Below are 22,106 nucleotides of genomic sequence, written 5' to 3' on the forward strand. Positions count from 1 at the left end.
ATGCCGGGCAAGCAGCCCTCCTGTCATGGAGGTTGCTTGCCCGGCATTGGGGCGCTGTCAGGATTATTTCATCAGCGCATTGGTCTGATCGACGAGCTCTTTGAGGCCGTTCTCCGGTGTGATTTCACCACGCATTACGCTACCGATGATATCGCGCTGCGTCCGCCAGATACGTACTGAGTCACCGCCCGGATAACCGGCCCATGGCAGTGAACGGTCAGCCTGTAGCGAGGCGGTTTTCACATTCGGATGCTCCTCGTAATAGGGCGCCAGATAGTCTGGACCGGTGGCAAGCTTGTTGGTGGGAAGGTAGCCCGTGATGCGCACGATCACGTTTTGCGCTTGCGGGCCGGTAATCCATTTAAGGTATTTCCAGGCGGCCTGCTGCTTGTCCTTGTCTTGGGTTAAGATAACTGCCGAATTGCCGCCGGTTGGGACACCGCCAGTTTCCGGATTATCCAGCGGAAAGGTTGCGGTCGCAAGCTTGAAGCGATCGCCGACAAGACCTTCAATGGTCTGCACGTGGGCGGGGGTGGAGAAGATGAAGCCGGTCAGCCCAGCACCAAACTGTTGGCGCGACTGATCCCAGTCGAGAAGATTTTGCCCGCCTTCGGTCACGAATTGGCGCGTCAGCTTGAGCGCGTTGAGGCCGTTTTCATTGTCGAAAGCAACCTTTTTAGTCTCTTCATCGACCAGTTTGCCGCCCTGCTGGAAAACCAGCGATTGCCAGAGCCAGTCGTCCGGCCAGCCATTGATATCATAGCCCATGCCGGAAATCTTGGAATCGAGCGCGTGGATATTCTTTGCCAGATCGATAAGGCCAGCAAAGGTTTTTGGCATGTTTTCCGGGTCGCCGCCGGCTTTTTTGACAAGATCGGCATTGATGAACATGATCGGCGAGGAAGCATTGACCGGCAGGCCATATTGCTTGCCATCGACCTGTCCAAGGGCTGCCATTTTGGGGCTGTAATTCTTGTCGAGGAAAGCCTGGCCGCCTTCGGCTTCAATAAAGGGCGCGAGATCGGTAATCTGGTTGCGGGGGCTAAGTGTGTGTACCAGTTCCCCTGTCAGATTATATCCGGAAAAATAGACATCGGGCAATTTGCCGGTAACGGCTGCACGCAGCACCTGCTGCTGGCCTTCATTATAGCCGACGGCGGGTGCGAGAAAATTGATCTTTATATCCGGGTTGTTCTTCATGAATTCGTCAGCGAGGGGCTGATGAAATTTTGTAAAACCCGGCAGATTGTAAAGAACGTCGAGTGTTATATCTGTGGCGGATGCGATCCGTGGCGCGAAGCTCGTAAGAGCAACGCCAAGGAGCATGCCATTGATAAGGCTGCGGCGGTTGAGTGTCATGATAGTCTCCGGTTGATTTTGGGAGGATGGAGAGGGGGAAACGAGGGTTACTTCACCCCGGTCATGGTGATGCCTGCGATAAAGTGTCGCCGCGCGAGAAGGAAACAGACGACCATGGGAGCGGTGATGATGGTCGCACCGGCCATCAGCGCACCGTAATTGGCACCCGATTCAATATCGGCAAAGAAAAGCATGCCGAGTGGCGGTGGGGCGAGGCTGGTGTCGGAGATCACGATCATTGGCCAATAAAGATCGTTCCAGTGCGCAACGAGTGAGAAGACAGAGAAAGCGGCAAGCGACGGCAATGAGCCGCGCAACACCAGCCCCCAGCAGATTTCCATTTCGGAAAAACCGTCCATGCGTGCGGCTTCAATGATCTCGTCGGGATAGCTGCGAAACGACTGGTGAAACAGAAAAATTGCAAAAACCGACAGGAAGAACGGTGCCATCATTGCAAAATAGCTGTTGAGCAGTTCCACCTTGGCAAGACCGACGAAAAGCGGCAGTGCCAATGCCTGGATGGGTACGCAAAGGGCTGCAATCACCAGCGCCAGCATTAGCTTGCGGCCCGGAAAGCGCAGTTTTGCCAGTGCATAGGCGGCGGGAACAGCGGTCACGACTTGTACGAACAGAATACCGAAACAGACGATCACACCGTTCAACATAAAACGGAGCATCGGAACCTGCCCGGTGGCACGAGCGTAGTTTTCAACTGCATCGAATTTTTCCGGGATGGGCCAGAGCGAGACGTTGAAAATTTCCGCCGGTGAGCGAATGGAGGTCAGCACCATCCAATAGAATGGCAAGAGCATGACGAAGGCGCCAAGCGCCAGCACGACATGCGGCAGGTATTTGCGCAGTGGGGCCATCAGTAGTGCACTTTCTTGTCAAGATGTAGCGTCTGGCCGATGGAAAGAACCAGTACAATGGCAAGGAAAATCAGGGTGAGCGCTGCTGCGTATCCGGTGTTGGAATATTCAAAGCCTTCGAGATAAAGGTCGAACAGAAGCGTTTCCGAGCCAAAGCGACCTTTGGTCAGAACCGCCACCGTCTCGAACACTTTAAAAGCCGAGATTGACGTTGTGACGACAACGAACATCGTGGTTGGCCCGAGCATCGGCCATGTCACGGTCAAGAAGCGGTCGATTGGGTTTTTCGCACCGTCAAGACGGGCTGCTTCGTGTAAATCCTTGGGGATTGCGGTGAGACCTGCCAGAAACAGGATCATGTTGAAGCCCAGCACCTGCCAGATACCCATCAGCGCCATGGTGGGGATCAAAAGCGACGGATTGGATAGGAAGGATATCGGCTCGAAGCCGAACCATTTTATCAACGCATTGACCGGCCCGATGGAGGGATGCAGCAAAAACTGCCAGACGGTCGCCATGGCCACAAGGGTTGCCGTGACGGGCAGGAAATAGGCCACTTCCCAGAAAGCTCTGCTCTTCTTGCGATTATAGACCAAAAGGGCAACGCCAAGCGCCATAAACACCCCGAACGGAATGACGATCAGCGCGTAAATGACCGTGTTGCGAAGTGCACGCATGAAGACTGGATCGGAAAAGGCATTGATGAAATTATCAAGCCCGATAAAGCTGAACGATAGCGCGCCAAGCTGGTAATCAGTGACCGAGAATCCGGCCAGAACGATCATCGGAATGATGTAGGTTGCGAGGAGCAGCAGGCCAGCGGGGGCGGCAAACAGAAGACCACGCAGGACGAGGCGTCTCGCCGCGTTCGACTGGCGCGGCTTGGCCGTAACTGCATTCAATGTTGGAAAATCAGTTGCCGTCATGCCGCCACCCGTTCACGTGCGACTTGCAGACGTTGGCCGTTTTCAGCGAACAGATGCGCCTTTTCAGATGAATACCCGATATGAAGTCGACCATCTGCGTCAGCGCCGAGCGTGTCGCCCGCACGCTGGCGTAACGTGACTTCGATATTGTCGTCATTGGCGAGGCGACAGGTGACGAAACGATCCGAGCCGTGGGTTTCGCTGCGCATGACACGCGCTGCGAGACCCTTCGTTGAAGCGCGCAGGTCTTCCGCACGTAGACCCAGCATGGCCGGTCCATTTTGACCGGCGCCAACATTGATCCCAAGCATTTCTCCGCAGAAGCTGACGCGGCCTTGAATATCGACTTCGACCGGCAGCAGGTTGATCGATGGCGTGCCGATGAAGCGGGCAACGGTCAAGGTTGCGGGGCGGCTATAGAGTTCGTCTGGCGTTCCCAATTGCTCAATGCGACCTTCCGACATGAGCGCGATGCGGTCGGACATCGTCATGGCTTCGATCTGGTCATGGGTGACATAGATGAAGGTCGCGCCCAGACGACGATGCAGGCGGGCCAGTTCGTCACGCATATGCGCACGCAGCTTGGCATCGAGATTGGAAAGCGGTTCATCCATCAAAAAGGCTGCTGGTGAGCGAACCAGCGCACGCGCCAATGCCACCCGCTGGCGTTGTCCGCCAGAAAGCTGCGCCGGTTTGCGCTCCAGCAAATGTTCGATCTGCAAGGTCTCGGCAGCCTCAACCACGGCGGCATCGATTTGTGCCAGTGCTGCGGAACCGGCCATCATGCGTCCGACCAGCGGCAGACGAGCGGAGAGTGACAGGCGGCGCATACGAAGCGGCGTTGCAATGTTCTGGCGCACGCTCATATGCGGATAAAGCGCATAGGATTGAAACACCATCGCCAGATTGCGCTCGCTCGGATCGATATCGGTGACATCCTTGTCGCCGATGGCAACCGTGCCGGTATCGGGCGCTTCAAGACCGGCGATGATCCGCAGCAAAGTCGATTTTCCGCAACCCGACATGCCTACGAGTGAAATGAACTCTCCGGCGCGAATGGAAAGATCGATGCCTTTGAGGACGGCATTGCCTTCAAAGGCCTTTCCGATATTCGAGAGTTCAACTGACTGGCGCATATTCCGCACTCCTTATCCAAGGCGATGCCTATGCGGTTCATCGGTGACAGATGGACGAAGGTTCGATGAAAGTTAGATGACAATCCCAAATCGCGATGTTGGCGTAGGTTTGTGACAGCCGCAGGTCTTGTCCCAAGACCGCCAGAAGGTTGGGCCTGCCAAACCAAGCTCTAAGGGAAGGTGTCGAATGCAAGGTCATCCGGTGGCATTTAATGCTGGGTCTTCGACGTGAGATCGGCTCTTTCATGCGCAACGGAAAACTATAAAGCCCGGTAACAAAAGGCGTCAACGACCTTAGCAAGGCTCTGCTTCGCTTTCATACGGATGGCGAGGGCGGAAGTCTTCGATAGGAAACGGCCTTATGGTGGCACTCTCTAGAGGTGGCATATTCAGTTTTGGTTGTTAAAACGCACCCGTAATGTGCCTTTCCATTTTTGGGGGTGCGTGTAAAACAAGACCGCCGGATTGTTACCTGTATTAGAGCAGGGTGGTCAGGCGGGAGAGTTTTGAAGTCTGTTGGAGGAGCATTGAGCGTGGGTATGGAATTATTCGCATCTGGAACATTTGTCGGTCGGGCTTGGAGCCCTGAGGCCCAAGGACCTATCCTCGTAACGCTGCGTGCGGGCCGCGTTATCGATATTACCGACAAGGCCGCGCCGACCATGCGCGATCTTCTGGAGCACAATGATGTGGCCGCCTATGTGCGCAGCGTATCCGGTCGCGATATCGCTTCGCTTGAAGAGCTTTTTGCGGGCAGCCCCAATGATGAGAAAAGCCTGCATCTGCTGGCTCCCAACGACCTGCAGGCCATCAAGGCCTGTGGTGTAACATTTGCCCGCTCGATGATTGAACGGGTGATCGAGGAAATGGCTTCCGGTGATCCGGATATGGCGCTAAAAATCCGCGAGCGCGTTGGTGCAATCATCGGCGACAGTCTGCGCAATTTGAAGGCCGGATCGCCTGAAGCCGCGCGTGTCAAGGCGGCTTTGATAGAAGAGGGCGTGTGGTCGCAATATCTCGAAGTCGGGATCGGTCCGGATGCTGAGGTGTTTACCAAGAGCCAGCCGATGTCGGCGGTCGGCCATGGTTGCGATGTCGGTCTGCATCCCATATCCACCTGGAACAATCCCGAGCCGGAAGTGGTGCTGGTGGTCGATAGCCAGGGTCGCGTCAAGGGAGCGACACTTGGCAATGACGTCAACTTGCGTGATGTCGAAGGGCGCTCCGCGCTGCTGCTCGGCAAGGCGAAGGACAATAATGCGTCTTGTTCTGTCGGACCTTTCATCCGGCTGTTTGACGAAACCTATACGCTGGATGACGTGCGCTCGGCGGAGCTTACGCTGAAAGTCGAGGGACCGGACGGCTATATACTTGATGGCCACAGTTCGATGAAGGAAATCAGCCGCGATCCGCTGGAACTGGTTGCTCAGACGATTGGCAGCCACCACCAATATCCCGACGGTTTTGTTCTCTTTATGGGGACATTGTTCGCACCGGTGGAAGACCGTGATATCCCGGGGCAGGGCTTTACGCACAAGATCGGTGATGTGGTGACGATTTCCAACCCACAGCTTGGCGCTCTAACCAACCGCGTCCGTCTTTCTACCGAATGCGATCCCTGGTGCTTCGGTGTTTCGCATCTGATGCGCAATCTTGCCGCGCGCGATCTGATTTAGTGGATCGTTTGAATTTGACGTTTGAAAGAGTGTTCTTTGCGCGGGTTTCAGAGGTCAAGTTTAATCCAATAAAACGTATTCCGAAAAGTGTGAAACGGTTTTCGGAATGCGCTCTATACCAAGATCATAAAATGCAGCCGACATTTAATGGTCGGCACCGGTATGCCGGGCCGATCGAGCACTGCGTAATCTGCCGCCGTTGTGAAAGGGTCAATAGGGACTTTCAACCTTACCCATCTCGACATAGACGGTCTTGATCTGGCTGTAATGCTCCAGTGCCGCTCGTCCGTTTTCACGACCGATACCCGATTGCTTGTAGCCGCCGAACGGCACTTCCACCGGGGTCAGATTATAGGCATTGATCCAGCAGGTCCCGGCCTTGATCTGGCCGATGACACGATGACCGCGTGAGAGGTCACCGGTAAAGACCCCTGCCGCAAGGCCGAATTCGGTTTCATTGGCGCGCGCAATTACTTCGTCCTCGTCAGAGAATTCAAGAATGCTCATGACGGGTCCGAAAATTTCCTCGCGCGCAATCGTCATCTGGTCGGTGACGTCGGTGAAGATGGTCGGCTCGATAAAGAAACCGTTATCGAAGCCCTGCAATTTCGGTATCCCGCCGCCATATGTGAGCGTCGCTCCCTCTTCTTTGCCTTTCTTGATGTAAGACAGAACCTTGTCGCGCTGGGCGGCACTGATCAGCGGTCCCATCTGCGTTGTATCGTCGAGCGGATCGCCGATACGGATCGTGGCAGTGCGTTCCACAAGACGGTCTACGAACTTCTTGCGGATATTTTTATGCACGAAGACGCGGGTACCGTTGGAACAGACCTGTCCCGTTGAATAGAAATTACCGAGCATGGCACCGCCGATGGCACTTTCAAGGCCAGCATCGTCGAAGACGATGATGGGAGATTTTCCACCCAATTCCAGCGTGGCATGTTTCAACTGACCGCCGGCTTCGGCCATGATGCGTTTGCCGGTTGGCACAGAGCCGGTCAGGGAAACTTTTGCGGTCAGACGATGGTTGACCAGCGCTGCCCCTACATCGCCAAAACCCTGCACGACATTGAAAAGCCCGTCAGGTAAACCTGCTTCCTTATAAGCTTCGGCAAGCGCAAGCGCTGACAGTGGCGTGTTTTCCGATGGTTTAAAGATGAAGGCATTGCCCATAGCAAGTGCCGGAGCCGATTTCCATGCTGCGATCTGAATGGGATAATTCCACGCGCCGATGCCGATGCAAATGCCGAGCGCTTCACGTCGTGTATAGGCAAATGACTCGCCCAGATCGACATATTCGCCGTTGAAGCTGGAAACCACACCACCGAAAAACTCCAGCGCATCGGCAGCGGATGCTGCGTCCGCCACCAGTGTTTCCTGTAGCGCTTTGCCGGTATCGAGTGTTTCGAGCTTGGAGAGTTTTTTGTTCTTCTCGCGCAGGATTTCTGCAGTGCGGCGCAGAATGCGTCCGCGCTCGATGGGTTTAAGCGCTGCCCAGGCCTCTTGTGCCTTGAGTGCGGCGGCAAAAGCGCTTTCTATTACAGCGGGTGTGGCGGAATAAAGCTTAGCGATTTCTTCGCCCGTTGCCGCATAGATAACAGGAAGCGGTGTACCAGTCTTGTCTTCTACAAATGCGCCGCCGACAAAATGCGAGGCCTTGGGTTGTGCTTTCATGTCTCTATCCTCAAAGTTTCATCAGCGGTCGCTGGTCTGCCAACGCGGATTGATCCACGGCTCCTGATTGGAGCATGGCAGCGGCGTGCGCCCCAGAATGTGATCGGCGGCTTTTTCGCCCACCATGATCGATGGGCCATTAAGATTGCCGTTGGTGATGCGTGGGAAAATCGACGAGTCTGCGACCCTTAGGTTTTCCACACCGATCACCCGGCATTCAGAATCAACCACCGCGAGCGGATCGTCAACCGCCCCCATCTTGGCTGTGCCGCAAGGGTGGAATGCGCTTTCTACATGTGCGCGCAGAAAATCGTCTATCTGTTCATCCGATTGCACGTGCTCGCCGGGCTGAATTTCGCTACCCCTATAGGGATCGAAAGCCGCTTGTCCGAAAATTTCCCGTGTGAGGCGTACGCAATGGCGGAAATCGGTCCAATCGTCTTCGTGCGACATGTAATTGAACTTGATTATGGGTTTTTCACGCGGATTGGCAGAACGCAACGCCACGCTGCCGCGCGATTTCGAGCGCATCGGGCCGACATGCGCCTGAAATCCGTGAGCTGGTGCTGCCGCCTTGCCGTCATATCGGATGGCGGCGGGCAAAAAGTGGTACTGGATATCGGGATATTCGACGCCTGGCCTGGAGCGCAGGAAAGCTGCGGATTCAAAATGATTGGTCGCGCCTTCGCCCGATTTGAAGAGCAGCCATTGCGCACCGATGCGGGCTTTCGAGAACAGGTTCAGCTTGGAATAGAGCGTGATGGGCTGCGTACATTCCTGCTGGATATAGACTTCCAGATGGTCCTGAAGATTGTGCCCAACACCGGGGCGGTCCACCACCACGTCGATGCCGTGTTCGCGCAGATGTGCCGCTGGACCAATGCCCGAAAGCATCAGCAATTTGGGCGAATTGATGGAAGAAGCCGCAATGATCACGTCACGGCGTGCACGCACCGTTGCAAAACTGCGCCCCGCCTCGATCTCCACGCCCACGGCACGGTTTCCCTCCAGCACTATCTTGCGCGCAAGGCCTTTGACCAATTGCACATTCGGGCGCTTGAGGGCCGGTTTCAGATAGGCGTTGGCTGCGGACCAGCGGCGACCCTTATGGATCGTCTGCTCCATTGGGCCAAAGCCTTCCTGCTTTGCACCATTATAATCCTGAGTGAGCTCAAAACCTGCTTCGCGCCCTGCTTGCACAAATGCGTGAAATAGGGGGTTATCGCGGCGGCCGCGCTGGATATGCAAGGGGCCGTCGGTTCCGCGCCAGTCTTCCTCTCCGCCATGGGAACTTTCCATGCGCTTGAAATAGGGCAGCACGTCAGCGAAGCTCCAGCCCTGTGCCCCGCTTTGCGACCAATGGTCAAAATCACGGGCATGACCGCGTACATAGACCATACCATTAATGGAAGACGAGCCGCCAAGAACTTTGCCGCGCGGGGTAACAAGGCTGCGCCCACCCAGATGGGGTTCCGGTTCGGTCGAAAATCCCCAGTCATAGGTTGCCATATTCATCGGGAAGGATAGGGCAGCGGGCATCTGGATCAACGGCCCCACATCCGGCACACCATATTCGATGACGATGACCGAGTGGCGACCGTCCTCGGAAAGGCGATAAGCCATGGCTGAGCCGGCTGAGCCGGAGCCGATGATTACAAAATCCGCTTCCATGATCATTCCCCTGCCGAAAGTTGAATGGCGATGTAATTTTCCACCAGCGAAATCGCAGCCTTTGCATCCGGTGCATCGGCACCAAGTGCATGGCGAATATAAAGCCCATCGATCAGTGCACCTGCGCCTTCCGCGATGCGGTGCGCGTGGTCGCTGCCCGTCAGTTGCGAGAGAGGCACGACCAGATTGGAATGCAGGCGGTGGGCATAAACCCGCAGGAGTCGGCGCGTGTCGTGTGATTGCTGCGCATGGACATAAAAGGTCAGCCATGCGGCAATGGTTTCCGGGGCAAATTGGGCGGCGGAAAAATTGACTGCAATGATCGCCGCGATGCGTGCACGCGGCGTTTCGGTCTGGCTGATTGCCCTGTTGAGATCCTGACCCAGTTCACGCAGCAAATGGCGCATGGTCGCGAGAATGAGTTTGTCCTTACCGCCAAAATAATGATGTGCCAGCGCCGGTGAAACGCCTGCCTCATGAGCGATTTGCGCAACCGTCACATCAAGCGAGCCGCGCTGGCCAATAGTGCGGATTGTGGCATCGATCAATTCGCGTCTGCGCAGGGGTTCCATACCGATCTTGGGCATTGGTCCATTCCTGAATCTTGTTTCGAGGTCGCTGTTTAATTTTGATTGACTGATCAATCAATAAAAAATATTTGGCAAAAAATCAATGCTAGTGATGATCTCGCTCTGGTGATTTCCGTAGCGGTGGTTATGGTCGCGGGCGGTTTGAAGCAAAGGCGTCGCGCGACGGGTGACGCGGGTAAAGGTTGGAAATGGTAAGCAATCCGGTTCTTCTGAACGTGTTTCGTGGTGATGTGGTGGAAAGTCGCCATCGCGGTGCGCTTGCGGTTTTCGATGGCGATGGGACTTGCGTTTTTTCTCTGGGCGATGTCGAACGCCCAACCTTTCCGCGCTCGGCGATCAAATCCATTCAGGCTTTGCCGCTGGTCGAAAGCGGGGCGGCGGACGCCTTCGGCTTTAAGGATGCTGATCTTGCAATGGCTTGCGCGTCCCATTCGGGTGAAGAAGAGCATGCCGCACGCGCCCAATCCATGCTGCGTCGCGCCGGACTAGATATGGATGCTCTTGAATGCGGCAGTCACTGGCCGTTCCAGCAATCGGTTTTGATCAAACTCGCTCAAAGCGGACAGCAGCCCACACCGTTGCACAATAATTGCTCGGGCAAGCATTCGGGTTTTCTGGCGACCTGTGTTCATTGTGGCTTTGAAACCAAGGGATACGTTGCCCTTGGTTCGCAAATTCAGGACATGGTGCGCGATGTGATGGAAGAAGTAACGGGTGCGGTCCACGCGGTCGATCAATGTGGCACGGACGGCTGTTCGATTCCGACCTATGCTATTCCCTTGTCGAAGCTGGCGCATGGATTTGCCCGAATGGCAACCGGTACCGGGCTTGGCGACAAGCGAGCTGCTGCTGCTCGCCGTCTCGTCACGGCGTGCATGGCAGAACCCTTCTACGTGGCGGGTACAAAGCGTGCCTGCACCGAATTGATGCGTATGGCGCCTGAGCGAATTTTTGTGAAAACGGGTGCCGAGGGCGTTTTTTGTGGCGCAGTGCCGGAATTGGGGCTCGGTTTTGCGCTTAAATGCGATGATGGTGCAACGCGTGCTGCGGAAGCCATGGTTGCTACACTGCTTGCACGCATTTTCTGCAAAGACGAGGAACTATCGGCCCGGCTTACAGCCTTCGCCAATCCGGCCATGAAAAACTGGAACGGTATCGCTTTTGGAAGGGTAGCGCCGACGGATCTGCTGTGCCACGCCATCATCGGCTGAGGCATTCTGGCTTGATACATTTATTTCGGCTGCCTACATTGACGGGATGAGCAGAGCCTTTACCAAAGAGCAGGATGACGTGCCGGACGATTTGGGCGTACGCCCGATCAGCCCACATCGTAATCTTGTCACGCCGAACGGCCTGAAAATGATCGAGGACGAGATCATTCGACTTCATCGTGAACTGGCCGAGGCGAATGTCGCGAACGAACGTTCGACGATTGCCAGGCTTTCGCGTGATTTGCGCTACTGGACGTCGCGGCGTGAAACGGCGGAACTCTCTGTACCGGAAGCGGGCAGCGATGTCGTGCGCTTTGGTATGACCGTGGAACTGGAAAATCTGGACGATGGCGGTATGCGCACATGGACCATTGTCGGCGAGGACGAAGCCAATCCGTCGAACGGCAAGATTTCTCATGTCTCACCCGTCGCCATTATGCTGTTCGGCAAACCGGTCGGCGATGTGATCAAGATTAACGGCAAGGATTGGGAGATCGTGTCGGCAAAACTGGGTTAACCTGCATCGTCAACCAACACACAATGGTCGCGGAAAAACGCTGCCGCGTTAGCCTCACCTTAGAGCCAGCCTTTGCGACGAAAATAGTAAAGCGGCAGAAGGGCAGAGGCGACCATTAACCCCAAGGCCATAGGATAGCCCCAGGGCGAATTTAATTCCGGCATGAAGGAAAAATTCATGCCGTAGATTGAGGCCACCAGCGTGGGCGGCATGAAGCCGACAGCTGCGACTGAGAATATCTTGATGATGGCGTTCTGTTCAACCGAGATGAGACCGACAATGGTGTCGAGAAGGAACGTTACCTTGTTGGACAGAAAATCCACGTAAGCGGTCAGAGATTGCATGTCGCGTTCCAGCGACTTGATCCAGGAACGTGTTTCCTTTTTATTGGTTGCCGGATTGCTGGTCGCAGAAAGATAGACCAGCATGCGGCTGATGCCGGCGAGGCTCTCACGCATGCGCGAGAGGAACGTTCCCTGTCCGCCGATCTGGGTCAGGATGTGTCGGAAATCCTGCGTGGACATGGGGCGCGCTTTGGGCTGGCGGCGATAGATTGAATGCGAAGCTGCATCGATTTTGCCAGCCACACCTTCCAGAATATCGGCGAGGCGGTTTGTGGTGGCTTCGATCAGGCCGAGCAACACCGAAATACCGGTGCATTTGGGTGAGATCAGGCCATTGCCCGACTTGGTCGAACGTTGGATGTAAGTCGTAAAGGACTTTGGATCGGCATAGCGCACCGTGATCAGGCGCTGGCCATACAGGATGAATGTCACTGGTGCCAGTTCGCGGTGGTCGAGATCGACGGCGTGGAGAATGGGTGCGGTCAGAAATTGTGCGCCATTTTCCATATAAAAGCGATTCGATTCCTCAATTTCCGTCATGTCCTCTCGGGTGGGAATAGATATGCCAGCCCAAGCTTCGACGATGCGGTCCTCGTTGACGCCGGGAGCGAAGAGATCAATCCAGATCACGCTGTCAGGTAAAGGCTGTCCCGGCTCGATTTCCAGTTTTTCAAGATGGTCTCCGGAAAGGCTGTAAAGCGTTATCATGCGGGCCTCTGTTGAATGCAAATGCTATGCCGGTATGCGCGAAAAATATTAAACTTATACGGCAACCTACAAGAATGTGGGAGTTAACATGTCTTGGCATCACATTGACAGTTAAAATAATGAGCGATACCTCATGAGGCCGTTGCGAGCGGTAAAGCTGATCGGGCTGAGAGCACGGTTCGGCAAATCATGGCACTGCTGATTGAAAGACTGGAAAGGTTGCTGGCATGACGGGCCGGGAGCGTGAAAAGCCGCTAGCCCCGGCATCGGTTAAAACACATCAAAGCAGGGCCGCGCGCGTCCTTCTGGGCGCAAGCCTTGTGCTGATTGCGGCCAATCTTCGCCCGGTCTTCTCAAGCGTTTCGGTGTTGTTGCCGGAAATTACCGCAGCCACCGGTATGTCTGGCACTGCTGCCGGAATTCTGACGACGCTTCCGGTCGTTTGCCTTGGAGCCTTTGCACCTTTTGCGCCGCGCCTTGCGCAGCGGTTTGGTGCCGAGCGGGTGCTCTTATGCGTGCTTGCGGTCTTAACGCTAGGCACGGCGATCCGCGGCTTTGCCAATCCCGCTTCGCTTTACATCGGTGCGACACTGGCAGGGGCGGCGATTGCGATGGGCAATGTGCTTCTGCCGGGTGTCGTAAAGCGCGATTTCCCGCAAATTGCCGCCATCATGACCGGGCTTTATACGATGGCGCTGTGCGCCGGTGCTGCCATGGCGGCCGGATTTACCATCCCTCTCGAACATATGCTGGGCGGATCGTGGAGTCTGGCGCTGGCTTTCTGGGCCATTCCTGCCGCGTTGATGTTTGCGCTGTGGCTACCGCAGGCGCTTCGCACAAAGCACAATGCAACCCATGCGCGGGCGAATGTTATCGGTCTGTGGAAAGACAGGCTCGCATGGCAGGTAACGCTGTTCATGGGGCTGCAATCGTCGATGGCCTATGTCGTTTTCGGCTGGCTGGCATCGATCCTGCGCGAACAGGGGCTGAGCCCTGCTGCCGCTGGCGGTCTTGTCTCCTTTTCCATCATGGTGCAGGTGGTGACCTGTCTCGGTGTACCTTCCATTGCCGTGCGGCAGAAAAGCCAGAGCTTGCTCAATGTGGTGCTCTGTGCCTGCGCGGCATTGCCGCTGATCGGGTTTCTCTATCTGCCGCAATGGAGCTTCTGGCCGCTGGCGGCAATACAGGGGATCGGGCAGGGCGGACTGATCGCCGCTGCGATGATGGTGATCGTATTGCGTGCGCCAGATTCCCATACCGCATCGCATCTGTCGGCCATGGCACAATGTGTCGGCTATATTCTGGCAGCCATTGGCCCGCTGGTCGTCGGCGTCATCTATAACGCGACGGGTAGTTTTGCGGCCTGCGGTCTGTTCTTCGCGGCTCTTGGACTGGGGGCTGCGATCAATGGCTGGCTTGCGGGTCGGTCAGGGCATGTCGGCATAGCCGACGATTGAACCGGCTCAAGGCGCGTTGCCTGCGATCTGACGCAATAAGGCGACGAAATGGCTGGTTCTTATACTACCCGTTCTGGTGTTTGCCACGGTTTGAACGATCACCATTTTCCGCGCAGGTATGACGGCAATGCGCTGCCCTCCATAACCGGATGCGACGGCCGCGCCAGGGCCGAAATTGTCGGGATTGAGCGTCCACCACAGATAACCATAACCGAACCGGCCTCGGCCTGTTGCGGAATGGGGCGTCAACGATTCTTGTACCCATGCGGCAGGAACAATTTGTTTGCCCTGCCATTGGCCGTCGTTGAGATAGAGTGAGCCGAACCGCGCCATGTCTCGCGCCGACATCCTGAATGTATAAGCGGGATGGACCGAGTGTTTTTCGAGCACATAGCGGCCATTTGCAGTCGCATAATCCTGCATGTCGAGAGGCGTGGCGATATGCTGGGTAAAACTCTCGAAAATATCTTCGCCGGTCTTCTCGCGGTAGATCGTACCCAGTGCGTTGAAATCCCAGTTGTTATAGAACCAGAAAGATCCCGGTGCATGGCTGCCTCTTTCGGGACGCCTGCGGCGCATATCCGCGGTTTCGTGTGCTGCGCGATGATAGATACCGGAGCGCGCCTTGAGAAGATCACGCACCGTTGCAGTCTTTTCCGTAGGAGTGAGCGGTGGCTTGTCGTCAATTTTCAATTGCGCAAGCGTGTTATCGAGATTGATTTTTCCTTCCGCAACCGCAATTCCGTAAAGCGCACCGAGAAAACTTTTTCGTACCGACGCCGCGTTTACCAGTCGCGCCACATCACCATGGCTTTCAACCACTTTGCCATCGCTGATCACCATCAGCGCGGTGGGCTCGTAAGTCTCGACGTAATTGTGGATGGCTTTTTTGGTTTCGGGCAACAGTGTATCCGCGTTTTGCCACTTTTGCGCTGCGGCTTGCTGACTTGCGCAGAAAACCACCACAATCAACGTGAACAGGATGGATGCAGAGTTGCGCATGGGTGCTCGCAAAATTGCTGGCCAGTATCTTCATTAAGCTGAAGAGTAACGGGCAGGGCATAAGTGGAAAACCCCGGACTGACCGGGGTTTGATGCTTCATTACACGAACTGGCCGAGGCCGGGAATAGCGCCTACAACTGCATCAACCGGCGCGTCGCCAGCTTTTTCCTTGGCAAAGCGAATGGTTTCCTTCGAGACGCCGGAAATTTCACTCATGCCAAGACCTGCGCTCATGAGCTGTGAGCCGAGACCCATGACGCCGCCCATCAGACCCGACAGAAATCCGCCTTTTTCGACCTGCGAGACGGCATCCTCAGCGCCTGGAATGGCCGCCAAAAGTTTTTGCACCTCATTGGCCGGGCCTTCCTTCTGAAGAAACGCCAGAATCATGCCGACGGCTTTTTGTGCGGTAGCCGCATCGATGCCGACATTGGCGGTGATGCGTGCGATCAGTTCATCCATAGGCTTTCTCCCAAAAATACTTACGTTTACGTAATATGCATCCTTGCAGGAGCTTTGCAAGCGCTGCTTGCCTTTTGAAAACAGAAAACGAGGTCTGAATTGTGACAGGCACGGGTACAGCAACACGAAAGCAGGTTTATCGTTGTCGGACGATCTTCGTGCGGCTATATCATACGATATGTAACTTTTGACAGGAGCACTCCGCCTGATGAATGCTGATGACGCTATTTTCCTTGGCGCAAGCCGCAAGCCCGACGATACTTATCAGCAGCCGGAATATCTGGAGCTGAAATATGGCAACAGGCACGGCCTTGTCACGGGGGCGACCGGCACGGGCAAAACGGTGACGTTGCAGGTTCTGGCGGAAAGCTTTTCCGCGGCTGGTGTTCCGGTTTTCTGCGCCGATATCAAGGGCGACCTTTCTGGCATCGGTGCGGTCGGCGTTGCCAATGATGGGCTTTCCAAGCGCGCAAACGAAATCAAGCTCGATCCTTATGAGATGCGAGCATCCCCGGTGATTTTTTGGGATATCTTCGGCGAGCAGGGCCATCCTGTTCGCGCTACCATTTCCGAGATGGGGCCACTTCTGCTTTCGCGACTGATGAATCTGACCGAAGCGCAGGAAGGTGTGCTCAATATTGCCTTCCGCCTTTCGGATGAAGAAGGCTTGTTGCTGATCGACCTCAAGGATTTGCAGGCGATCCTTTCTGAAATGGCTGAGCGTTCGGCGGAGCTTTCCGCCAAGTATGGCAACGTCAACAAGGCGTCGGTCGGTGCTGTGCAACGCTCGCTTCTGGTGCTTGATCAGCAGGGCGGCTCGAAATTTTTTGGCGAACCGGCCTTAAACATTGCCGATCTGATGCGTACCACGACCGATGGTCGCGGTGTGGTGAGTGTTCTCGCTGCCGACAAGTTGATGATGAGCCCTCGTCTTTATGCGACTTTCCTGCTCTGGCTGATGTCGGAACTGTTCGAAGTTTTACCCGAGGTGGGCGATCCGGATAAGCCAAAACTGGTCTTCTTCTTCGACGAGGCGCATCTGCTGTTTGACGAGGCACCCAAGGCGCTGGTCGACCGCGTAGAACAGGTTGTACGACTGATCCGCTCCAAAGGCGTGGGCGTTTATTTCGTGACGCAGAACCCGCTCGACGTGCCGGAAAGGGTTCTGGCGCAGCTTGGCAATCGGATTCAGCATGCGCTTCGAGCCTACACACCGCGCGAAACCAATGCAGTGAAGACCGCGGCCGACACGTTCCGACCCAATCCTGATTTCAAGACCTATGACGCTATCACCAATCTTAGCACAGGCGAGGCGCTGGTTTCTACCTTGCAGGAAAAGGGTGTGCCGTCCATCGTGCAGCGCACGCTGATCCGTCCGCCATCCTCGCGCATCGGCCCGCTGACGGGGGAAGAACGCGCTAAGATCATTGCTGCAAGCCCTGTCTCGGGGCAATATGATCAGGCGGTTGATCGGGATTCAGCCTTTGAGATGCTTGCGCGTAAAGCACAAAATGCAGCAGTCGCGCAGCAGAAGAGCAAGGACAACGAACAGGGCAGCGGTGGTGTGCTTGGCGATCTGGTCGGCACAGCATTGGGGACCGGACGCCGTTCCGGACGGCAAACAGTTGCGGAAGCGGCTATGAAGTCGGTCGTCCGCTCAGTGGGAAGTTCAATCGGACGCGCGCTGGTGCGCGGTATTCTCGGCGGTTTCCGTCGCTAACAATAACACGAAACGAAAAAGCCGCCCATGAGGCGGCTTTTTTGATGGTTGCAATTCCTGGTCGTTACATGACCAGAATCGCCGATTTCGGCGGTACGCGGTTATAAAGATCCATAATATCCTGATTGAGGAAACGCACGCAGCCTGACGAAACAGCCTTGCCTATCGACCACCATTCCGGGTTGCCATGCAGACGGTAGATCGTATCTACACCATTCTGGAAAATGTAGAGCGCACGCGCGCCAAGCGGGTTCTTGAGGCCCGGACCCATACCGCCGTTCTTGATGCTATAAGGCTGTAGTTCAGGCTGACGAGCAACCATTTCATCCGGCGGTGTCCAGCGCGGCCATTTGCGCTTGTACTGGATCACGGCGCGGCCAGACCATGAAAAACCGTCACGGCCGATACCGACGCCATAACGCACGGCCTGTCCGTTATCGAGCACCAGATAGCAGAAGCGGTTAGCGGTATCGATGACAACAGTGCCGGGCATTTCGCCGGTCGGGTCCTGCACCACCTGACGCAGAAAACGCTTGTCCATTTTCTGGATCGGGATTGCCGGAAGCTGATAGCCTTCATCCTCGACTGCGGCATACATCTGCTGCCAGCCGCCATAGGACGCATCCACATTTGCACGTGGCGTGCGGTTATCGGTTGCGCCGTCATTGATGATGGGAACATTAGCCCCCAACTGGGCGCAACCGGCGAGACCGGCTGCTGCCGAGGCAGTCATTGCCGTCAGGAAAGAGCGGCGGGAAAGTGTCGTTTGCATAAGAAAACCAGTTTATTGAGGGGAGGGTTACCAATACAACAATTAAGGTTAACGAATTGCGACCAAGTCTTTGCACTTGTCCGCGGCGAGCGGGTGAAACCTTTCGGAACCAGCCTTCCGTGTCGTTGATGCGTAAACGCCCGAAAATTGTGGCCTCCAGTCGGTGTGATTGCGGCCTAAAGGTGGCGAAGGCTGTTCGGGGTGAAGCCTGTTGCAGACACGACACGATTTTATGCAATAAATGCTCTTGCATCACGATTTTATCATTCCGAGCTTCAAGCTGCGATGAGATGAATTTCTCTCGTAATCGATAAAGATTATTCAGATGGCAGATAACAAATGGCTTGCCATTGCCGGATGCGTCATTGCGGCCTATGTAGAATGCGCACACAAGTTTTCGGGCACGTATTCGCTCTGCCCACCACACGCTTGAGAAGTAGAGGAGAGTTTCCAATGGCTTTTGAACTGCCCGCCCTTCCGTACGATTATGATGCCCTTGCGCCCTATATGTCGCGGGAAACGCTTGAACTCCACCATGACAAGCATCATCAGACCTATGTAACCAATGGCAACAAGTTGCTGGAAGGTTCTGGCCTTGAAGGCAAGAGCCTTGAGGAGATTGTCAAAGAGAGCTTTGGTAAAAACCAGGGGCTTTTCAACAATGCCGGCCAGCATTACAACCACATCCATTTCTGGAAGTGGATGAAGAAGGACGGCGGCGGCAAAAAGCTGCCCGGCAAGCTGGAAAAGGCCATTGAATCCGATCTTGGTGGTTATGATAAATTCCGCGAAGATTTTATAGCTGCCGGTGCAGGTCAGTTCGGTTCGGGCTGGGCATGGCTTTCGGTCAAGAATGGCAAATTGGAAATCTCCAAAACGCCAAACGGTGAAAACCCGCTCGTGCATGGCGCAACACCCATTCTCGGCGTCGATGTTTGGGAGCATTCCTATTACGTCGATTACCGCAATCTGCGTCCGAAATATCTGGAAGCCTTTGTCGATAACCTGATCAACTGGGATTATGTCCTGGAGCTTTACGAAAAAGCCTGATCCGGCTGTAAATTGACGATAAGAACCCCGCTTCGGCGGGGTTTTTTGCGTCAGCGCTATACAGCCATGTTGGGGGCTCATCGTTGTTATTTTAAAATTCTCAGTATTTTGAAATTATACTCTTGTGATTTCAACTTAGGAGAAAATTAATGCCATTTAGAAATGCAAGCCTGTTGAGTGTTTTTGCCCTGCTTTTTCTAACTTCGGTGCCGGCGAACGCCTGCATTTTGAAGGGCGGAAACTGTCTGAAGGATTGTGAGCGTTTTACCAATTGGTCTATTGCGTGCATCATCGGGTCTTCACATGTTTCCCCGCCGTCCGGAAAATAAACGGATATCATAATCGGATTTGATTGCTGTTTAACTTGGCGTCTCGATAAAGAGGCGCCAAAACAATAGTATTATTGTCATGTTTTTCAACTTCTTGTGACTGAAGTTTCTGGCTCAGATTAAATCTATCCTTCCTGTTGCATAAATATATAGTCTAAAATGGCTTCATCTGTTTTTAACGTGGAGAAAGCCATGCGTTTGTTTTTCCTGACTACGACTTCTGTTCTCGTAATGATAACTGGCATGGCACAAGCCGATGTAATTGCCGACCGTCAGGCAATCATGAAAGATATCGGACGCTCGGTTGGTACGATTGCGCCTATGGTAAAGGGTGAAAAGCCGTTTGATGCCGATGCGGCGCTGGCCGCTCTGGAGAAGATTGAAGCGGATGCGAAGAAGCTTGACGTCGATGCTCTTTTTCCAGAAGGCTCTGATAAGGGAGACACCGAAGCTTCGCCGAAAATCTGGGAAGACAAGGATGAGTTTACAAAGCACGTCGAAAAATTTCGCACTGATGCTTCGACAGCGGCAGCGGCCAAACCACAAGATCTCGATGCATTGAAACTGGCCTTTCAACAGGTTGCACCAAATTGCGGTTCGTGCCATCAGGCTTTCCGTATCAAGAAAAATTAGCCTGATGCGTAAGCTCGTTTATGCGCTGGGCATTGCGTTGGTGACAGGCGCTTCGGCTTTCTGGGTTCTAACAATGCCGCAGGAGGTTGGGGGTGTGGTTCTGGCGGGTCTGGAGCCGGGCAATGTCGCAAAAGGCGAGCAGGTTTTCTGGGCCAGCGGCTGTGCATCCTGCCATGCCGCGCCTGGCGCATCGGGTGAGCAACGAAAAGTACTGGCCGGTGGTCACGAACTGGCCTCGGATTTCGGAACCTTCGTTGCGCCCAACATTTCGCCATCTTCGCAAGGGATCGGTGACTGGACGCTCGAGAATTTTGCCAATGCCATGCTGAAGGGCGTCGGCAAGAAGGGCGAGCACCTTTATCCGTCTTTTCCTTATACGTCCTATACGCGTATGGAGCCGCAGGATGTGGTTAATCTTTTCGCCTATATGAAGACTTTGCCTCCATCGAGCAATATTGCGCCTGCGCATAAGCTTGGTTTTCCCTTCAATCTCCGTCGCGGGATTGGCATATGGAAGCAGCTTTATCTCACCCAAACTCCTGCCGTTGAGCTGGTCGATGCATCCGATCAGATCAGACGCGGGCAATATCTCACCGAGGTGCTCGGACATTGCGGGGAATGTCATACGCCGCGCAATGCCATAGGCGGCCTGGATAAAAGCCGCTGGCTATCCGGTGCCTTGTCGCCGGAAATAGGGAACGACGGCAAAAGGGGCACGATCCCCAATATCACTGCGGGCGAGGGCGGCATTAGTGACTGGAGTGAGAGTGAAATCGCCTATGCGCTGCAAAGCGGGTTTACGCCGGATTTCGATTCACTCGGCGGTTCCATGGCCGATGTGGTGGCCAATATGGCACATCTCAGCGATGAGGACCGCAACGCCATCGCAGCCTATCTCAAGGCTATACCTGCACATCCTAATGGCTATTCGACAAACCGATAGCCTGTCGATACGAGTGTGGCTAATCTGAAATTCGTATCCCTTCGGAGCAAGGTTTCGATCGAATTTCAGATTCAAATCCAACACACTAGCCGTATTTCTTTTTTACGTAGTCTTTCCAAAGGTTCCAGGCGAGTACCAACAGGAATGCGCCCATTATGAAGCTCGCGAAAATACCAGCAGCGGTAATGCGCGCATAATAATAAAGCGCCATCCCAGCTAAACCGAGCAAAAACCCTGAGACAGCGATCGCGCCTATGACCAAGGGTTTATCTGCAGGCGCGTCCGGGCGGAAATGTAGTGCGCTGAACACGGTTGCGATCATGAAAACGATTCCAAAACCGCCCGTGAAGGCAATCCCGTCATCGGGCCGTGTAGCCTTTAAAAGGTGATAGATACTATTTGTAACCAATCCTGCTCCGACGAGAAAGAAAAGTACGAGTATCAGTACGGCCAGTACTCTCCCCCCATCGGTGCTGCCTTGTTTACGCCGTGCAGACTTGCGCTTGGATTCAGTCATGACCGGCGAGCCGCCTTTGTCGCAATGAGATGATCTGGTCTTCTGTCAGAAACCGTTTGGGTATGAGCCGATAAAGATTTTCAGACTCATACAGCAGTATATTTTGGCTGTCCTCGCGTATTTTTAGAAAATCGTTCCAAGAAAACCGCGCATTGCCGACTTCACTTGTTAATTCCAGCCGGCTATCGTTCCAGTTTAACGTATATGGCTGGTGCAAGTTCTTCTGCTGTTTGAATATCTTGCGCGTCTGCCGCGAAGCCGAAAGATAAGTCAGGCCGGACAGAGTGAGCACGAACGTGGCGGTGCCAACCGCTCCAATCATGAAAACCACGCCCAGCGGTAGGGTGCGAGCGATGGCATGATAGTAAAATATGCAGCTGATTAGACCGGCTACAAGTATGATGGCGACAAATCTGAACAGAAATTTACGTGCAAAAATAGCCTGCCGCAGGTTAAGTCGTGCGGCATTAGCGAGATCCTCCGCCGTCAGTTGGATCGGGCCGACTGAGAAGAGGTTCGTGTCGTCTGCTGTCTTCATG

Annotated in this window: 21 protein-coding genes; 8 read left to right on the forward strand and 13 right to left on the reverse strand. The window is 54.7% G+C overall.

What is annotated here, in order from left to right:
- Positions 1-63: 63 nt before the first annotated feature.
- The 4 genes from AAIB41_RS01525 to AAIB41_RS01540 are packed head-to-tail and all read right to left on the reverse strand — an operon-like array spanning position 64 to position 4,290.
- Positions 64-1,359 (reverse strand): ABC transporter substrate-binding protein, encoded by a 1,296-nt coding sequence (locus AAIB41_RS01525; protein WP_343313864.1) that lies wholly within the window; start codon positions 1,357-1,359, stop codon positions 64-66.
- A 47-nt stretch (positions 1,360-1,406) separates the two neighbouring features.
- Complete coding sequence (locus AAIB41_RS01530; RefSeq protein WP_343313865.1) at positions 1,407-2,228, reverse strand: carbohydrate ABC transporter permease; 822 nt, start codon at positions 2,226-2,228, stop codon at positions 1,407-1,409.
- Entirely contained in the window at positions 2,228-3,154 is a 927-nt protein-coding gene (locus AAIB41_RS01535; protein ID WP_343313866.1) for a sugar ABC transporter permease, read from the reverse strand. Before AAIB41_RS01535 ends, AAIB41_RS01530 begins: the two co-directional genes overlap by 1 nt.
- A complete protein-coding gene (locus AAIB41_RS01540) occupies positions 3,151-4,290 on the reverse strand; it encodes an ABC transporter ATP-binding protein (protein ID WP_343313867.1) in 1,140 nt (379 codons plus the stop codon). The genes AAIB41_RS01535 and AAIB41_RS01540 overlap by 4 nt, the downstream gene beginning before the upstream one ends.
- Before the next feature lie 539 nt (positions 4,291-4,829).
- On the opposite strand from AAIB41_RS01540, the gene AAIB41_RS01545 reads away from it, so the two are divergent.
- On the forward strand, positions 4,830-5,966 hold the full coding sequence (locus AAIB41_RS01545) for a fumarylacetoacetate hydrolase family protein (RefSeq protein WP_343314769.1): 1,137 nt from the start codon (positions 4,830-4,832) through the stop codon (positions 5,964-5,966).
- A gap of 210 nt (positions 5,967-6,176) precedes the next feature.
- Here the strand turns inward: AAIB41_RS01545 and betB are convergent, their stop codons facing one another.
- From betB to betI, 3 genes are read right to left on the reverse strand one after another with little or no spacing between them, the layout of a single operon-like run.
- Positions 6,177-7,640: a betaine-aldehyde dehydrogenase gene (betB, locus tag AAIB41_RS01550; protein ID WP_343313868.1), complete on the reverse strand. Its 1,464-nt coding sequence runs from the start codon at positions 7,638-7,640 to the stop codon at positions 6,177-6,179.
- A 21-nt stretch (positions 7,641-7,661) separates the two neighbouring features.
- Positions 7,662-9,311, reverse strand: coding sequence for a choline dehydrogenase (gene betA, locus AAIB41_RS01555; protein ID WP_343313869.1), 1,650 nt, complete (start codon positions 9,309-9,311; stop codon positions 7,662-7,664).
- Positions 9,312-9,313: 2 nt separating this feature from the next.
- Positions 9,314-9,898, reverse strand: coding sequence for a transcriptional regulator BetI (betI, locus tag AAIB41_RS01560; protein WP_343313870.1), 585 nt, complete (start codon positions 9,896-9,898; stop codon positions 9,314-9,316).
- A 191-nt stretch (positions 9,899-10,089) separates the two neighbouring features.
- Between betI and AAIB41_RS01565 the strand changes: the two genes are divergently transcribed.
- Both AAIB41_RS01565 and AAIB41_RS01570 read left to right on the forward strand, forming a co-directional pair.
- On the forward strand, positions 10,090-11,112 hold the full coding sequence (locus AAIB41_RS01565) for an asparaginase (protein WP_343313871.1): 1,023 nt from the start codon (positions 10,090-10,092) through the stop codon (positions 11,110-11,112).
- Positions 11,113-11,158: 46 nt separating this feature from the next.
- A complete protein-coding gene (locus tag AAIB41_RS01570; protein WP_343313872.1) occupies positions 11,159-11,629 on the forward strand; it encodes a GreA/GreB family elongation factor in 471 nt (156 codons plus the stop codon).
- Between the two features lie 59 nt (positions 11,630-11,688).
- Here the strand turns inward: AAIB41_RS01570 and AAIB41_RS01575 are convergent, their stop codons facing one another.
- Positions 11,689-12,681, reverse strand: coding sequence for a magnesium transporter CorA family protein (locus tag AAIB41_RS01575; RefSeq protein WP_343313873.1), 993 nt, complete (start codon positions 12,679-12,681; stop codon positions 11,689-11,691).
- 227 nt (positions 12,682-12,908) lie between these two features.
- On the opposite strand from AAIB41_RS01575, the gene AAIB41_RS01580 reads away from it, so the two are divergent.
- Positions 12,909-14,138 carry a CynX/NimT family MFS transporter gene (locus tag AAIB41_RS01580; protein WP_343313874.1) on the forward strand — a complete coding sequence of 410 codons (1,230 nt, stop codon included), beginning with the start codon at positions 12,909-12,911 and terminating at the stop codon, positions 14,136-14,138.
- A 6-nt stretch (positions 14,139-14,144) separates the two neighbouring features.
- On the opposite strand, the gene AAIB41_RS01585 is transcribed toward AAIB41_RS01580, so the two are convergent.
- The gene (locus AAIB41_RS01585) at positions 14,145-15,140 is read right to left on the reverse strand and encodes a serine hydrolase (protein WP_343313875.1); all 996 of its coding nucleotides are present in this window, start codon (positions 15,138-15,140) and stop codon (positions 14,145-14,147) included.
- 100 nt (positions 15,141-15,240) lie between these two features.
- Complete coding sequence (locus AAIB41_RS01590; protein WP_343313876.1) at positions 15,241-15,603, reverse strand: DUF2267 domain-containing protein; 363 nt, start codon at positions 15,601-15,603, stop codon at positions 15,241-15,243.
- Between the two features lie 208 nt (positions 15,604-15,811).
- Here AAIB41_RS01590 and AAIB41_RS01595 point away from each other — a divergent pair, with 208 nt between their 5' ends.
- Positions 15,812-17,323, forward strand: a complete 1,512-nt coding sequence (locus AAIB41_RS01595; RefSeq protein ID WP_343313877.1) for a helicase HerA-like C-terminal domain-containing protein — start codon at positions 15,812-15,814, stop codon at positions 17,321-17,323.
- Positions 17,324-17,387: 64 nt separating this feature from the next.
- Here AAIB41_RS01595 and AAIB41_RS01600 read toward each other — a convergent pair whose 3' ends face one another.
- Positions 17,388-18,095: a L,D-transpeptidase gene (locus AAIB41_RS01600; protein WP_343313878.1), complete on the reverse strand. Its 708-nt coding sequence runs from the start codon at positions 18,093-18,095 to the stop codon at positions 17,388-17,390.
- A gap of 453 nt (positions 18,096-18,548) precedes the next feature.
- Between AAIB41_RS01600 and AAIB41_RS01605 the strand changes: the two genes are divergently transcribed.
- From AAIB41_RS01605 to AAIB41_RS01615, 3 genes are all read left to right on the forward strand, one after another.
- The gene (locus AAIB41_RS01605) at positions 18,549-19,145 is read left to right on the forward strand and encodes a superoxide dismutase (RefSeq protein WP_343313879.1); all 597 of its coding nucleotides are present in this window, start codon (positions 18,549-18,551) and stop codon (positions 19,143-19,145) included.
- Between the two features lie 521 nt (positions 19,146-19,666).
- Complete coding sequence (locus AAIB41_RS01610; RefSeq protein ID WP_343313880.1) at positions 19,667-20,107, forward strand: cytochrome c; 441 nt, start codon at positions 19,667-19,669, stop codon at positions 20,105-20,107.
- Between the two features lies 1 nt (position 20,108).
- Complete coding sequence (locus tag AAIB41_RS01615; RefSeq protein ID WP_343314770.1) at positions 20,109-21,050, forward strand: c-type cytochrome; 942 nt, start codon at positions 20,109-20,111, stop codon at positions 21,048-21,050.
- Between the two features lie 85 nt (positions 21,051-21,135).
- On the opposite strand, the gene AAIB41_RS01620 is transcribed toward AAIB41_RS01615, so the two are convergent.
- Both AAIB41_RS01620 and AAIB41_RS01625 read right to left on the reverse strand, forming a co-directional pair.
- A complete protein-coding gene (locus AAIB41_RS01620) occupies positions 21,136-21,567 on the reverse strand; it encodes a hypothetical protein (protein ID WP_343313881.1) in 432 nt (143 codons plus the stop codon).
- Entirely contained in the window at positions 21,560-22,105 is a 546-nt protein-coding gene (locus AAIB41_RS01625; RefSeq protein WP_343313882.1) for a YcxB family protein, read from the reverse strand. Before AAIB41_RS01625 ends, AAIB41_RS01620 begins: the two co-directional genes overlap by 8 nt.
- Between the last annotated feature and the right edge of the window lies 1 nt (position 22,106).

The sequence above is a fragment of the Brucella sp. BE17 genome, assembly GCF_039545455.1.
In the GTDB taxonomy this organism is placed as follows: domain Bacteria; phylum Pseudomonadota; class Alphaproteobacteria; order Rhizobiales; family Rhizobiaceae; genus Brucella.